Origin of the sequence: Novosphingobium sp., from assembly GCF_032093395.1 — a bacterium.
Classification (GTDB): domain Bacteria; phylum Pseudomonadota; class Alphaproteobacteria; order Sphingomonadales; family Sphingomonadaceae; genus Novosphingobium.
Genome location: NZ_DAMDBA010000108.1, coordinates 1 through 13,430, shown reverse-complemented (window position 1 = coordinate 13,430; position 13,430 = coordinate 1). Strand labels below are relative to the sequence as shown.

Genomic DNA, 13,430 nt, shown 5'->3' with positions numbered 1-13,430 from the left:
CAGCAAGAGCGTGATCGGCCGCAATACCGAGGATCAGATGCTGATCGGGGTGTTCTGGGGCTATGTGGCGATGATGGAGGGCCTGATCGCCCGCATGCGCGCTGAAATCGGGCGTCCCGCCAAGGTCATCGCGACCGGCGGGCTAGCCGTATTGTTCGACGAGGCTTCCGATATTTTCGACGCGGTCGATCCCGACCTGACGCTCGAAGGCCTCGCCATTCTTGCCGAAAGGGCATCGAAGACGTGATTCCAGGTAACGAACTGCTGTTTTGTGCGCTCGGTGGCTCGGGCGAGATTGGCATGAACGTCAATCTCTACGGCTGCCAGGGTAAATGGCTGATGGTCGACCTGGGCATGACTTTCGGCATGAACGAATATCCGGGCGTCGATCTGGTCTTCGCCGATCTCGATTTCATCGAAGGCGAGCGGGAGAACCTGCTCGGTATCGTGCTCACCCACGCGCATGAGGACCACATCGGCGCGGTTCCCTATTTCGCGCAGGAACTGGACGTCCCCATCTACGCCACGCCCTTCACCGCGCGCCTGGTGGCCGCGAAGCTGGAAGAGGCAGGTATTCTCGATCAGATCGAACTGATCGTCATCGATCACCTCGACCGCTTCGAGCTCGGGCCTTTCGGCATGCGCTACGTTCCGCTGGCGCACTCGATTGCCGAAGGCAACGCGCTGCTGATCGACACGCCGTTCGGCAAGATCTTCCACACCGGTGACTGGAAGCTCGACGACGAGCCGCAAGTTGGCACCCCGGCGACCAAGGCGGAACTGACCGCGATCGGCGACGAGGGCGTGCTGGCGCTGGTCTGCGATTCCACCAACGTGTTCAATCCCGAGGCATCGGGCAGCGAAGGCGAAGTCTATCGCGGGCTGCTGGATGAAGTGAAGAAGCATCGCGGCCGCCGCGTGCTGGTCACGACTTTTGCATCCAACGTCGCTCGTCTCCAGACGCTGGGCGAGGTGGCACGCAAGACCAATCGCAAGCTCTGCGTCGCAGGGCGTTCGCTCGACCGCATCATCGAGACCGGACAGGCAAGCGGCTATCTCAAGAAGCTGCCCGAACTGGTCGATGTAGAGACGGCGATGGACCTCCCACGCGGCGAAGTGCTCATCGTCGCCACGGGCGGGCAGGGCGAGCCCCGCGCCGCGCTCTCGCGCATTTCCGAGGGCAATCACCCGATCAAGCTGGAGAAGGGCGATGTCGTCCTGTTCTCCAGTCGCCAGATCCCCGGTAACGAAATCCCGATCGGGCGTATCCAGAACCGCCTGTCGGACGCCGGGATCGTCATCGTCACCGACCGCCAGAGAATGATCCACGTTTCCGGCCATCCCGGACGCCCGGAACTCGTCGCGCTCTATGGATGGCTGCGCCCCGAGATCCTGCTGCCGGTCCACGGCGAGATCCGCCACATGCGAGAACAGGCGCGGCTCGGGCTGGAAAGCGGTATTCCGAACGCGGTATTCCAGAAGAACGGCGATCTGGTCCGTCTGGCGCCGGGCAAGCCGGGCAAGTTCGGAGAGGTTCATTCGGGCCGCCTGATCCTTGACGGCGATATCATCGCGCCCGCCGACGGTGATGCCATGGTCATGCGCCGCCGCATCGCGTTCAACGGCGTTGTTTCGGTGGCGGCCGACCGCAAGGGCCATGTCCAGGTGGCGGCGATCGGCCTGCCGCTTGACGAGGACTATCCGAAGTTCATCGAAGAAGCGCAGCGCGATGTCGCCGATGCGCTGGGGCGCGCGAAAAAATCCGACCGCGAAGTCCGCGTGGAAGCGGCCCGCCTTGCGGCGCGTCGTGCTGCCACGCGCTGGTCGGGCAAGAAACCGCAAGTGCAGGTGATGCTGCTGGAGGATTGACCGCAATGGCGATGCAATGGACCTCGATGGTGGCGATTTACGGCCTGTTCTGGGTCTTGAGCGCCTTCCTGGTCATGCCGTTCGGCCTGCGCACCCCCAGCGAGGTGGAAGGGTACAAGGTCGAGAAGGGCCATGCCGACAGCGCGCCAGTCAATTTCCGCCCCCGCATGATCGCCGGGCGCGCGACCGTGCTGGCGGTGGTGCTTTTCGGGCTCTACTACGCGAACTACGCCGAGCAGTGGATCACGGTCGGCGATCTCAATTTCTTCGGAAAGCCGCCGGTCGAAGACCTCGGATACTGAAACAAAAAAGAGGCCCGCCTTGCAAAGGCGGGCCTCTTTTCTTGTGATGTGTCGGCCGCTGTCGATCAGCTTCGCAGCCGTTCGATCCCTTGCGCCAGGGCGACATAGAGCTTGCCCATGTCGGAGGAGAGCAGGGTCACGCCCAGTGCGTTGCCGTCCCGGGTGGAGAGCACCTGCCTGAGGATCGATTCGAAGTCGTGGATGTAGCGGCTGACATGCTCGCGGAAGGCATCATCGCGTTCGAAAAGCTGCTGGATCGACTTGATTTCCCCGGCATCCAGCAGTGACACTGCGCGCCGCGTGAATATTCCGCGGTCCCCTCGCAGGTAAGAGGCCCAGGCGGTGTCCGAGACTTCGCTGGAAAGGGCCGAGGTTATGTCTATCGCATTCGAGTTGAGTGCCTCAGTGATCAGTGCGGCACGGCGCGCGAAATCGTTATCGACTTGCTCCTCGGCCTTCTCGCGGGCCTGCGAGACGCGCTTTTCGAGATTGCCAACTAGGTCATCGACCTTGGAAAGCTGCTCTCGAAGCTGGATCGTCGCCTCGCGCGTTGCGCCAGAAGCATGGGCGACAGCCTGATCCAGCTGACCGGTCACTTCCGCAACGCGCGTGCGCATCGATCGGTCTATCGCCTGCGCGCTTTCCGTGCCCAGGCTTTCGGCAACCCTGGCGATGCGCGCGGCACTATCGGTTTCGATCGCAGCCACGGATTCATCGATCGTCACGCCAAGGGCCGCGATCGCTTCACGCAATTCGTTCCGGGCGCGGCCCGCCGCAGCCTCGGTCGCCGCGTCGATGTCGGTAAGCGAGGTATGCAAGACCTGGAGCAGCTTGGCATGCGCTGCGCCGTGCTCGGAAAGGTCCGAGTGCATGGCGGAGAGCTCGTCTGCGAACTCCTTCAGATTGTTGCCTGAAGTCTCCACGCCTCCCGCAAGTTCCTCGCCGCTGCGCGCCGATTGGGCAAGGGCGTCGAGCACCGTCGTAATTCCGGACTGAAGCCGCTCCAGACGGCCTTCGGACACCGCGAGCGCTTCGGGCAGTTCGTGATGGGCGTAGCGTGCGCTGCCCTGGATCAGTTCCAGCAGACGCACGCTGGTTTCGGTGAGCTTCTCGGCATCCCCATCGGTGGCAGCCATCGTTGCCCGCGCGGCAGTCAGGCGCTCGCTCAGGGAAGCAAGACTGTCGCGCAGGCGTGTTTCAAGCGTCTCGCTGCTGTTGGCGATGGCTGCGAACCGTGCCTCGTAATCGCCGAGTTCCGCCGTCACCGCGGCGGCGCGATCGTTCAAGGCCACGGCCTGGAGGCGATGCCGTTCGAGCCGCTCGGCCACGGCGTGATCAAGGTCTCCCAGCATCTGATCGATGCGGGCAAGCGCGTGACGCTCCTGCTCGGCCTGACGCGCCTGGCGCTCGCCGGTTTCGGCAGCCAGCTTTTCCCGTCGCTCTGAAATCGCCCGGTCCAGTGCCTCGGCATCGCTGCCGATGACGCTAAGGCTGCCGCGCAGCGCGGAAACCGTCGCTTCCTGGGTCTGGGCTATGCCCCGCGCGATCTCAGCCTGTTCCCCGTGGATTTCATCGAGCGCCTGCCGCCATGCCTCGGCAGCCCGGCCCTCGCCATCGCGGAGGGCGCGCGAAACGACGTCGCTTTCCTCGCGCAGCGCGACCAGTCGAGCACGCAACGAAGTGAGGCTTTCTTCCTCATGGAGGTCGAGCTGCGCCCTGGTGTTGCTGATCTCGGCTTCCAGAATGCCGGCGCGGGAGCGGAGGGACGCGAGCGCGGCGGTTTCGTGACCGTCCAGTTCCGCGCGGAAAGCGGTGCCACGTTCGGCGAGTGCTGCGAAACGCGTTTCGGCAAGAGCGCCGATCTGTTCGCTGCGATCGTGGATCTCTGCGAGGGCGCCTTCTACGGATTGGCGCAATTGCCCGACCTGCCGCTCGCTGGCGGATCCGTACTCGTTGAGCCGGTTGAAGCCGTTTATCATGTCTTCCAACTGGACATGGGCGGCGCGGCCGGCATTGCCGATATTGTTGGTGACGTCCTTGGCCGAACTGGCGATGACGGGAAGTTGGCTACGCAGCTTTTCCATATTGTCGAGCGCGGCCTGGCTGACGCCGCTGATCGATTCGACGCGCGAGCCATTGTCTCGAATGAGATCCTGCAATCGTTCGGCATTCGAGGAAAGCCGCTCGGCGGCCAGGCGCCCGAGTGTCTCCAGATCACGCGACTGGGCGGCGACGAACTCCCGGGCAAGGCTGAGTTCCCGGTTGACGGTGACGAGACGCGCTTCGAGTTGCGCGGATTCGCTTGCCAGGGTGCGTGCGATATTGCCGAAACGCCTGCCTTCGCGGCTGCTGTTTCGCAGCGCCAGCAGCCAGACCACGCCGATCAGTGCCAAAGGCATGGCCCATTGCGCGACCATTGCGGGAAGCGCTTCAAGGCCGATCGGTACAGCGTCGGCCGCCACATGCGCATAGACGAAGAACGCGGTCCAGGCGACGGCGACGGAACCGGCCAGGACTGGCGCCAACCACTCGCGCGACTGCAAGACCGTGGCGGGCTCGTCCGTGGCGACCCACGCGCTGCGCCATGCGTCCTCCGAAATGTCTTCTCCGCCGTCCTGCGGTGGGCGGGCGAGCGCCAGGGTTTCGTCCATGCGGTGTTCCGATTTCCCGTTCGAAGCAAGATCCGAACTGTCTTCGCTGCTGTTCGCGCCGAACGCGATGATCCTGTGTTCCCCAGCCATGCTTTCAGGATACCACGCAGGAGGCGTCTATAAAGCCTGGTTTAACTGTTTGGGCATTAAGCTGGGGAAATGGCTTATGAAGCAGGTGCCCTTGAGGCGACGCTGGCCGCTGCGGCGGGCGGAGATCCTACGCTTTTCGCGGAGTTGCGCGCATCCTTCCTGGAAAGCGTGGCGCGACAGGTCGATCTGTTGTCGCGATCCCGATGCGACGGCAATTGGCAGCTTGCCGCTATGCGGCTCAAGGGGCTGGCTGCAAGCTTTCACTCGGCGCAATTGCTTGCGCTGGCGGACCGTGCGCTGGACGGCGCCCCGGGCGAACCTGGCGTCGTGCGCCAGTTGCGGGCCTTTCTTGCCGAGTTGACCCCCACCTGAGAGGTTTTCCTTAGCCATTTGGAGGGCCCCGGCTTGGCACCGGCCAGGCCTTTGCCTAAGGGTTGCAGGTCGCTGGAGTGTATCGAACTGCGTATCGCCTTGCTCGCCATGATGGAGCCTGCCGTGGCGGGTCAGACGCTGCCGCGCGCTTTTCTGCGCATTGGCGGGGCGACGCTTGCGCAGCATCAGCTTGGGCTTGCGCTCGCGCTCGATTGCCAGCGGGTCATCTGCCTGGCGCGCGGGACATCACCGGAAATGATCGCCGTGCAGCGCATGGCGGAAGACGCCGGCCTGCAATTCTACATCGCATCGGGAGCCAGGTCGTTGTCCGGGCTGGTCACGGCCAGCGACGAACTGGTCGTCATCGGCGAGGGCCTGTTCGTGGAGCCGACCGGCGTCCTTCCGCTGCTTGAGGGCCGCTCCCCCGCAGTGCTGGTGCAGCCGGTGGAAGGAGGGCTCGCGGCGGGCTTCGAGCGGATCGACATCAATCGCGCAAGTGCAGGCCTGATGCGCATTCCCGGACATCTCGTCGAAAATCTCCAGGAGTTGCCGGCAGACTGCGATGTGCACTCGGCCTTGACGCGAATCGCGCTGCAATCGGCAGTGCCCATGCGAGACGTTCCCGCCACCGTTCGAAGCGGTGTGGACTGGCGCCTGATTCGCGATGAGAGCGAAGCTCACGCGGTGGAGCAGGATTGGCTCAACGAACGGTTTGCCGATGGCGGATATGTATCACCTGGTCGCCTGATAGCGCGGCGGGGCGTGCTCCGGTTCGGCTCCACGCTGCTTCATGCAGGCAACGCCAGCAACATGCTGAGCCTCGGGGTTGTCGGTTCCGTGGCTATTGCTGGGGGCCTTGCGTGGTTCGAATTTCTCGTCCCCGCGTTTCTCCTGCTTGGCGTGGCTGCATTGCTGGTCGAGGCAAGCCGCCTGTTGCGCTCGGTCGAGCGTCACGCGCTTGGACAGTTGCCCCCCGCAATCCCGCGCGCGAACGTTCTGGGCTGGCTGCTGGATGCCGCATTCGGGCTTTCCATACTGGCCGGCGTGCCTCGGCTCGGTGGCGAATCGCTGATCTCGTGGATGTTCCCGGCGGCCATGCTGATGATGCTTCTTGCGCTGATTCCGCGCTACGTGACGGGTATGGTCGCATCGCTTGCCGCAGACCGTGCCACATTGGGACTTCTGCTGGCTTTTGCCGCAAGATTCGGGCAAGTTGAGCCGGTGGTGGAAGTTCTGGCGATCGCGCTTATTGTGATCGGCATGGCTCTTCCGCTACGTCGGAAGGACTAACCGGGGCTTAACCAGATACAGGGTAAACGGGACGGATGATCGACAACGCTGTTCATCCGGCCGACGACCAGACCGCGGAAGCTCTGCTCCGTGCGGATCTGGCGCGCGGCGATGCCATGGCCGACAGTGTGCTGCCCATTCTGCAGTACCTGCTCGCTGCGGAAGACAGCGCGCTGTTCAGCGACGAGATTCTGGCGCGGGTGCGCGGAATGGTCGCGGATCTGGCCCGTCAGATCGTCGAGCAGCTCTACCTGGGCGAAGCGGACGCCGGGCAGTTTGCAGAGGATCTGGAAGACCTTTCGCGCACCTTCATGGCGGACGCGCTGCTACTTTCGCACATTCATTCCCTGGCATTGGAATGGCAGATGACGGAGCGCCTGCAGACACGCATGGCGCTCGATCCGGTCGTGTCTCCTTTGGTCCAAGCCATGCTCGCGTCGGCAGAGGGGCCGATCCATGGACTGGCCGTCAGTTGGCTGGCTGCGCAGGCGCGGTGGTGTCAGGCGCAACGCGGGATGAGCCTGCCCTTGGACGAGCTTCCCGGCGATCTGCTTCATCGCGTGCTGCTGGCGGTTCGCGGCATGATGGCGGTGAGGGCCGGCACCTTGCGAAAGACGGCGGCCGAAAGGCTTGCCGCCACCGAAGCGGGTATCCGCCGTCGCTACGATGAAGGCGCAACGCGACTGAGTCTTGCCTCGCGCCTGTTGACGGGCCTCGGAGGAGCATCTCACATTGCACTGTCCGTAGGCCACGCCGGTGTGGCGTTGTTCTTCACGGCGCTCGCCGCGGGATCGGGACTGCGGCGGGAAGCGGCGGTTCTTGCCACGCACGAGGCGCAACTGGCGCGACTTGCTCTGGCCTTGCGTGCGGCGGGCCTCAATGCGCCTGATATCGAGAAGCAGTTTCTCGCCATCCATCCCGAAGCCATGCTCCCCGAAGGGTTCGAACGGTTGGGAGTCGATGTGGCCGTGTCGATCCTGGCCAGCGGACGGCAGGGCGGCTGATGCTGATGGAAGGCACGATCCTTGCTCGCGGGGTCAGCGATGCACAAGACCGGCTGCTAGAGGCCGACGAGCCTCTTGCCGGCCTTCAGCGGCGATGCGGCGGGGAACTTCCCGGTGCGATTGCCGTCCCGGAACTCCTGGAACTCGTACGCAAGGCGCGCCGCTATGGATTCCGGCTCGCCCGCGCCGTAGCTGCGCATGACGGCAACGACGTCATAACCGCCTGGGTGGAGGTCGAGCCGCAGGGGTTTGGCGAAGGCTGCCAGATCGTCGTGCGGAACTGGCAGACGGCGCCGGCACCCATGGAAGACGCCGCGTCGGTAGAGCGTCGGCGCACGATGATCGATCGTCATCTCGCCGAATTGTCGGCCCAGCTGGACTCCGAGCAGCGCCTGCTGGCCGTCTCTTCGGACAGCGTCGAACTGGCCTCTCTTGCCGTGTCCATGAGCGCGGGATTCGGTCATGCCTGGACGGAATTCCTGCCGCCCGAAAAGATCGCCCACAAGCAGCCGCTGCATTGGCGACTGTTGGATGGCGCGCGAGTGGTCGTTCCCGGGTCGCAACGGGCTTGGCGCATCTCTCTCGTGCCGCATATGCGCCCCGGCTTCGATCCGGCGGGCTTCGAGTTGCTGCTGGTTTCCGATATGCCTGCCGGTTCGGCGGCGACCGTGCGCGAGCCGATGGAGCCCCTGCTGCGCCGCAGCCTGGTGGGGCAGGATCTCGCGCCGGTCCTGCGTCAGCCGATCTCGCGGATCATCGCCAATGCGGAAACGATCCGTACCCGGCTCGCCGGGCCCCTGCCGGATGCCTATGCGGAGTACGCGGGCGAAATCGCCAGTGCCGGGAAGCTTTTGCTGGGACTGCTGGAAGATCTCGCCGACCTGGAAGTGGTGGAGACGGAGGGCTTCAGCACCGCGCCCGACCGCGTGGATCTGTCGGAACTGGCGCGGCAGGCTGCGGGCATTCTCAATGTGCGGGCTCGGGAAAAAGGCATCTTCATAGAGGCGCCGCATCCGGCGGAAAATCTTCCGGCCATCGCGGAGTACCGACGCGTCTTGCAGGTCTTGCTCAATCTGATCGGCAACGCGATCCGTTATTCGCCGGAAGGTTCGCAGGTCTGGATCAGGCTGGAATCAGTGGGAGAGCGCGCCAGGATCATCGTGGCCGACCAGGGGCCGGGCCTCTCGGAAGATCAGCAGGGCAGGGTCTTCGAAAAGTTCGAACGCCTTGGTCGCAGCGGCGACGGCGGATCCGGCCTCGGCCTCTACATTTCGCGCAGCCTTGCCCGGGCAATGGGGGGGGATCTTGTCGTCGAAAGCGCACCGGGGCAGGGGGCGCGGTTCATCCTGGACGTTCCAGCGGATCTCGAGGCTTGATAGAAGGTAGGTGCAACCGTCAAAGCCGGTTGTCATTGCTGCCGTTGCCGCGCCGCGCAAGCCAGAGCAGGACCGATCCAACCGCCGCCATGATCGCTCCGCGCACGGCCCAGCTTCGATCGTCGATCATCATGCTCTGTGCGGGCCAGGAGATTATGCCGGTGCCTTGGCCGACCCAGAGCAGGCCGATCACGATCCCCGAAAGCCCGACGACGATGGCTAGTATCCTGAGGAACGGCATTACAATTCCTCCCAAGCAATAATCAGAGAATGACGTGGCGGTGTGGTCGTTTCAAGGTCCCCTCCGCGGGGAGGCCGGTTCGCGATAGAACACACCGTTCTTCATGATCGCGCGGAAATTGCGATCCGGGTCTGCGATCAGGTCGATGTCGGCAATCGGATCGCCATCCACCAGAATGAGGTCTGCCAGCGCTCCGACCTCGACGACACCCAACTTGCCCTTGTAGGGCGAGCGTTCGCCTGACAGGGCGAGAAGCTGGGCATTGTCGTGAGTGACGATCTTCAGGATCTCGGCGGGCGTGAACCACTGCTTCAGTTTGAGGATATAGGCGTTCTGTTCGCGGTTTTCCTCCGGCCGGAACAGAAAGTCGGTACCCCAGGCAAGCTTCACCCGATACTTCTTGGCCCATGCCCAGGCATGATCGGACCCTTCGCGCACCTTCATCTTGTTTGCGAGGCGCTCCGGCGGGTCGCTGGGCAGCGGCGGGGGCAGGTTCTGAAGGGAAAGCCAGGCGCCGCGCGTACCGATCAGCTGGATCGTGGCTTCATCCAGCAACTGTCCGTGCTCGATCGATTTGACCCCGGCCTCCAGCGCACGACGCACGGCGCGCGGCGTATAGGCATGTACGGCGACGTAGGTCCCCCAATCCTCCGCTGCCGCGACGGCGGCCGAAATTTCTTCCGGAAGATATTGGGTAACGTCGAGGGGATCGTATTCGGACGAAGAGCCTCCGCCCGCCATCAGCTTGATCTGGCTGGCACCGAAGCGCAAGTTTTCGCGCGTGGCGGTGAGTACTTCGTCGCGGCCATCGGCGATGAACGTTGCGCCCAGATCCTCGGCTCGGGAAGGTTTTCCAAAAAACCGGCGCGAACGTTCGTTAGGCAGGCGGAAATCGCCGTGCCCGGAGGTTTGGCTGATGACCGCACCTGAAGGCCAGATGCGCGGCCCCTGGTACTTTCCAGCGTCAATGCCCGCTTTCAGGCCGAAGGCCGGCCCGCCCATGTCACGCACCGCAGTGAAACCACGCAGAAGCATCGCCTTGGCTTGCACGGCGGCTGCTGCTTCCGCCGATTGGGGCGTGAGATCGGGCGCGAGAAGCTGGGGTTCGGTAAGGGCGCTGAACGTAAGGTGGACATGTACGTCGATCATCCCCGGCATGAGCGTGGCGCCCTTGCCCTCGACGATCCTGGCACCATCGGGTGTCGGAATTGCAGGCCCGATCGCCGAGATGAGGCTGCCTTTGACGATCACATTGGTTGGATTTGAAAGTCGATCCGATTGACCATCGAAGACGCGTACGTTCCGAAATATCGTTTCCGCCTGAGGCGACCTTACGTCTTGAGCCTGGGCAGGAAAAACCAGCGATGCGGATAGCAAAAGCGCAGAAATTGCTCCGAAACCACTTGGGATCATTCGCTAACGCCCCGCTGTAATATTCTGGATCGTCGCAAATACTATAACAGGGTCCTTTCCATATCAAGCGCTTAACCTTGAGAGGGTTGGCGGCATGGCTTTTTACGGAGCGTCGCCCGAAAAAGGAAAGGCCCCCGCTTTCGCGAGGGCCTTCCTGTAAGCCGACAAACTGCCGCTGCCGCTCTTGCGAGCGGGAAGCTCAGCGCTGGCCGATCGCAACGTAATCGCGCTGCGTCGGACCGGTGTAGAGCTGACGCGGACGGCCGATCTTCTGGCCGGGATCCGAGATCATTTCGTTCCATTGCGCGACCCAGCCCACGGTGCGGGCGAGGGCGAAGAGTGCGGTGAACATCGTGGTCGGGAAGCCGATGGCGGAGAGGATGATGCCCGAGTAGAAATCGACGTTCGGGAACAGCTTCTTCTCGGCGAAGTACGGATCGCTGAGGGCGATTTCCTCGAGGCGCAGGGCGGTCTCGAAGAGCGGGTCGGTGACCTTGAGCGCGTCGAATACCTCGCGGACGGTCTTCTGCATGACCGTGGCGCGCGGATCGTAGTTCTTGTAGACGCGGTGACCGAAGCCCATCAGGCGGAACGGATCGTTCTTGTCCTTGGCGCGGTCGATGTAGTGCTGGATCTTGTCCGGCGTGCCGATTTCCTTGAGCATGTTCAGCGCGGCTTCGTTCGCGCCGCCATGGGCAGGGCCCCAGAGGCAGGCGATGCCGGCCGCGATGCACGCGAACGGATTGGCGCCCGACGAACCGGCAAGACGCACGGTCGAGGTCGAGGCGTTCTGCTCGTGGTCGGCATGGAGGATGAAGATGCGGTCCATCGCCTTTTCGACGGCGGGGATCACTTCGTATTCTTCCGCCGGCACGCCGAAGGTCATGCGCAGGAAGTTGCCGGTGTAGCTCAGCTTGTTGTCGGGATAGACGAAGGGCTGGCCGACCGAGTACTTGTAAGCGGCAGCGGCGATCGTCGGCATCTTGGCGATGAGACGGTGCGAGCTGATCTTGCGGTGCTCGGGATCGGAGATGTCGGTCGAGTCGTGGTAGAACGCCGAAAGCGCGCCGACCACGCCGCACATGATCGCCATCGGATGCGCATCACGGCGGAAGCCGCGATAGAAGTTCGCCAGCTGCTCGTGCAGCATGGTGTGACGCGTGATGGTGTTCTCGAAAGTCGCCAGTTCGGCTGCGCTCGGCAGTTCGCCGTTCAGCAGCAGGTAGCTGGTTTCCATGAACGACGAGTTTTCGGCCAGCTGGCCGATCGGGTAGCCGCGATGGAGCAGGACGCCTTCGTCACCGTCGATGTAGGTCAGCGCGCTTTCGCAGCTGGCCGTCGAGGTGAAGCCGGGATCGTACGTGAACTTGCCCGTCTGGGCATAGAGCTTGCGGATATCGATGACATCCGGGCCGACACTGCCCTTGAGAACAGGGTAGTCGAATTCCGTGCCACCAGCATTCAGTTTTACCTGATCACCCACCAGTTCTTACTCCTTATATGTGCGACCCGGTCGTGGCGTCCGCCTGCGCGCCAATGCGTGCGAGGCTTTCTTCACGGCCGAGCAGAACCAATACGTCGAAAATACCCGGAGAGGTCGTCTGACCAGTCAGGGCCGCCCGCAAGGGTTGCGCGAGCTTGCCGAGGCCCAATCCCAGATCCTCGGCCATTGCCTTCAGGTTGCCTTCCAGTGCCTCCAGGGTCCATTCGGACTGTCCGGAAAGACGCTCGTGCATGGCGGCTAGGCGCCCCCGCGCCTCGTCCGTCAAAAGCGCCTGCGCCTTCTCGCTGAACGCGAGCGGACGCTTGGCAAACAGGAATTCTGCACCTTCTGCAAGTTCGTTGAGGTCCTTTGCACGGACCTTCAGCACCGGCATCGCCTGCGCGAGCAGAACGAGGTCGGGATTTTCAAAGCCGGCCTTCTCGAGCCGCGGCGCGACGAGCTGGGCGAGCCGCTGATCGTCTGCTTCGCGCAAGTAGTGGCCGTTGAGATTCTGAAGCTTGGCGAGGTCGAAGCGCGAGGGAGACTTGCCCACGTCTGCCATGTCGAACCATTCGATCGCTTTGGCGCGGCCGATGAATTCCTCGTCACCATGGCCCCATCCCAGACGGAGCAGATAGTTGAACAGCGCCTCGGGCAGCACGCCCATTTCGTCGCGATAGGCATCGACGCCAAGCGCCCCGTGGCGCTTGGACAGCTTCGCACCGTCGGCGCCATGGATCAGGGGGACATGCCCGTAGACAGGCTCGTCCCACGCCATACCGCGGATGATCACGAGCTGACGAAAGGCATTGTTGAGATGATCGTCACCGCGCAGGACGTGGGTGACGCCCATGTCGTGATCGTCGACCACGACCGCGAGCATGTAGGTTGGCGTTCCGTCGGAGCGAAGAATGACGAAATCGTCGATTTCCTCGTTCTTGACCGTGACTTCGCCCTGGACGAGATCGGTGATGGTGGTTTCGCCATCGCGAGGCGCCTTTACGCGCACCACATAGGATTTGTCGGCAGGCCACGTCGACGGATCGGCATCGCGCCATTCGCTGTCGATACGGAAGGGCTTGCGTTCTTCCTGAGCCTTCTGGCGGCGTTCGGCCAGTTCTTCAGATGTCAGGTAACAGCGATAGGCGTGGCCGTTGGCGAGCAGTTCGGCGGCGACTTCTGCATGGCGGTCGGAGCGGGCGAACTGGAACACTGCCGGCTCGTCGCCTTCCAGGCCCAGCCAGGTCAGGCCGTCGAAGATGGCGTCGATCGCAGGCTCGGTGGAGCGGGCACGATCGGTGTCTTCGATCCGCAGGAGGTATTTGCCCCCATTGTGCCG

Annotated in this window: 11 protein-coding genes and 1 pseudogene; 7 read left to right on the top strand and 5 right to left on the bottom strand. The window is 63.4% G+C overall.

Annotation, left to right across the window (positions count from 1 at the left end; translation table 11 throughout):
- From RT424_RS22330 to RT424_RS22320, 3 genes and pseudogenes are all read left to right on the top strand, one after another.
- Positions 1–247 (top strand): annotated as a pseudogene (locus RT424_RS22330) (pantothenate kinase); the annotation flags it as partial.
- A complete protein-coding gene (locus tag RT424_RS22325; RefSeq protein WP_313442725.1) occupies positions 244–1,869 on the top strand; it encodes a ribonuclease J in 1,626 nt (541 codons plus the stop codon). The pseudogene RT424_RS22330 and the gene RT424_RS22325, both read left to right, overlap by 4 nt.
- A gap of 11 nt (positions 1,870–1,880) precedes the next feature.
- A complete protein-coding gene (locus RT424_RS22320; protein WP_313442727.1) occupies positions 1,881–2,171 on the top strand; it encodes a DUF1467 family protein in 291 nt (96 codons plus the stop codon).
- 65 nt (positions 2,172–2,236) lie between these two features.
- Here RT424_RS22320 and RT424_RS22315 read toward each other — a convergent pair whose 3' ends face one another.
- Positions 2,237–4,912, bottom strand: a complete 2,676-nt coding sequence (locus tag RT424_RS22315) for an ATPase (RefSeq protein ID WP_313442722.1) — start codon at positions 4,910–4,912, stop codon at positions 2,237–2,239.
- Positions 4,913–4,981: 69 nt separating this feature from the next.
- On the opposite strand from RT424_RS22315, the gene RT424_RS22310 reads away from it, so the two are divergent.
- From RT424_RS22310 to RT424_RS22295, 4 genes are all read left to right on the top strand, one after another.
- The gene (locus tag RT424_RS22310; RefSeq protein ID WP_313442720.1) at positions 4,982–5,284 is read left to right on the top strand and encodes an Hpt domain-containing protein; all 303 of its coding nucleotides are present in this window, start codon (positions 4,982–4,984) and stop codon (positions 5,282–5,284) included.
- Between the two features lie 108 nt (positions 5,285–5,392).
- Positions 5,393–6,574: a hypothetical protein gene (locus RT424_RS22305; protein WP_313442718.1), complete on the top strand. Its 1,182-nt coding sequence runs from the start codon at positions 5,393–5,395 to the stop codon at positions 6,572–6,574.
- A 35-nt stretch (positions 6,575–6,609) separates the two neighbouring features.
- Positions 6,610–7,578 carry a hypothetical protein gene (locus tag RT424_RS22300; protein WP_313442716.1) on the top strand — a complete coding sequence of 323 codons (969 nt, stop codon included), beginning with the start codon at positions 6,610–6,612 and terminating at the stop codon, positions 7,576–7,578.
- Entirely contained in the window at positions 7,578–8,954 is a 1,377-nt protein-coding gene (locus RT424_RS22295; RefSeq protein ID WP_313442714.1) for a sensor histidine kinase, read from the top strand. Before RT424_RS22300 ends, RT424_RS22295 begins: the two co-directional genes overlap by 1 nt.
- A gap of 19 nt (positions 8,955–8,973) precedes the next feature.
- On the opposite strand, the gene RT424_RS22290 is transcribed toward RT424_RS22295, so the two are convergent.
- The 4 genes from RT424_RS22290 to gltX all read right to left on the bottom strand — a co-directional run.
- On the bottom strand, positions 8,974–9,195 hold the full coding sequence (locus tag RT424_RS22290; protein WP_313442712.1) for a hypothetical protein: 222 nt from the start codon (positions 9,193–9,195) through the stop codon (positions 8,974–8,976).
- A 51-nt stretch (positions 9,196–9,246) separates the two neighbouring features.
- On the bottom strand, positions 9,247–10,446 hold the full coding sequence (locus RT424_RS22285; protein WP_313442710.1) for an amidohydrolase family protein: 1,200 nt from the start codon (positions 10,444–10,446) through the stop codon (positions 9,247–9,249).
- Between the two features lie 361 nt (positions 10,447–10,807).
- Positions 10,808–12,091, bottom strand: coding sequence for a citrate synthase (locus RT424_RS22280; RefSeq protein ID WP_313442708.1), 1,284 nt, complete (start codon positions 12,089–12,091; stop codon positions 10,808–10,810).
- Between the two features lie 13 nt (positions 12,092–12,104).
- On the bottom strand, positions 12,105–13,430 hold a 1,326-nt coding region (gltX, locus tag RT424_RS22275; RefSeq protein WP_313442706.1), incomplete at its 5' end, for a glutamate--tRNA ligase.

Coding starts and splice junctions, on each gene's coding strand:
- RT424_RS22290 (WP_313442712.1), bottom strand. CDS start 9,195: ATGCCGTTCCTCAGGATACTAGCCATCGTCGTCGGGCTTTCGGGGATC.
- RT424_RS22315 (WP_313442722.1), bottom strand. CDS start 4,912: ATGGCTGGGGAACACAGGATCATCGCGTTCGGCGCGAACAGCAGCGAA.
- RT424_RS22320 (WP_313442727.1), top strand. CDS start 1,881: ATGCAATGGACCTCGATGGTGGCGATTTACGGCCTGTTCTGGGTCTTG.
- RT424_RS22300 (WP_313442716.1), top strand. CDS start 6,610: ATGATCGACAACGCTGTTCATCCGGCCGACGACCAGACCGCGGAAGCT.
- RT424_RS22295 (WP_313442714.1), top strand. CDS start 7,578: ATGCTGATGGAAGGCACGATCCTTGCTCGCGGGGTCAGCGATGCACAA.
- RT424_RS22310 (WP_313442720.1), top strand. CDS start 4,982: ATGGCTTATGAAGCAGGTGCCCTTGAGGCGACGCTGGCCGCTGCGGCG.
- RT424_RS22305 (WP_313442718.1), top strand. CDS start 5,393: ATGATGGAGCCTGCCGTGGCGGGTCAGACGCTGCCGCGCGCTTTTCTG.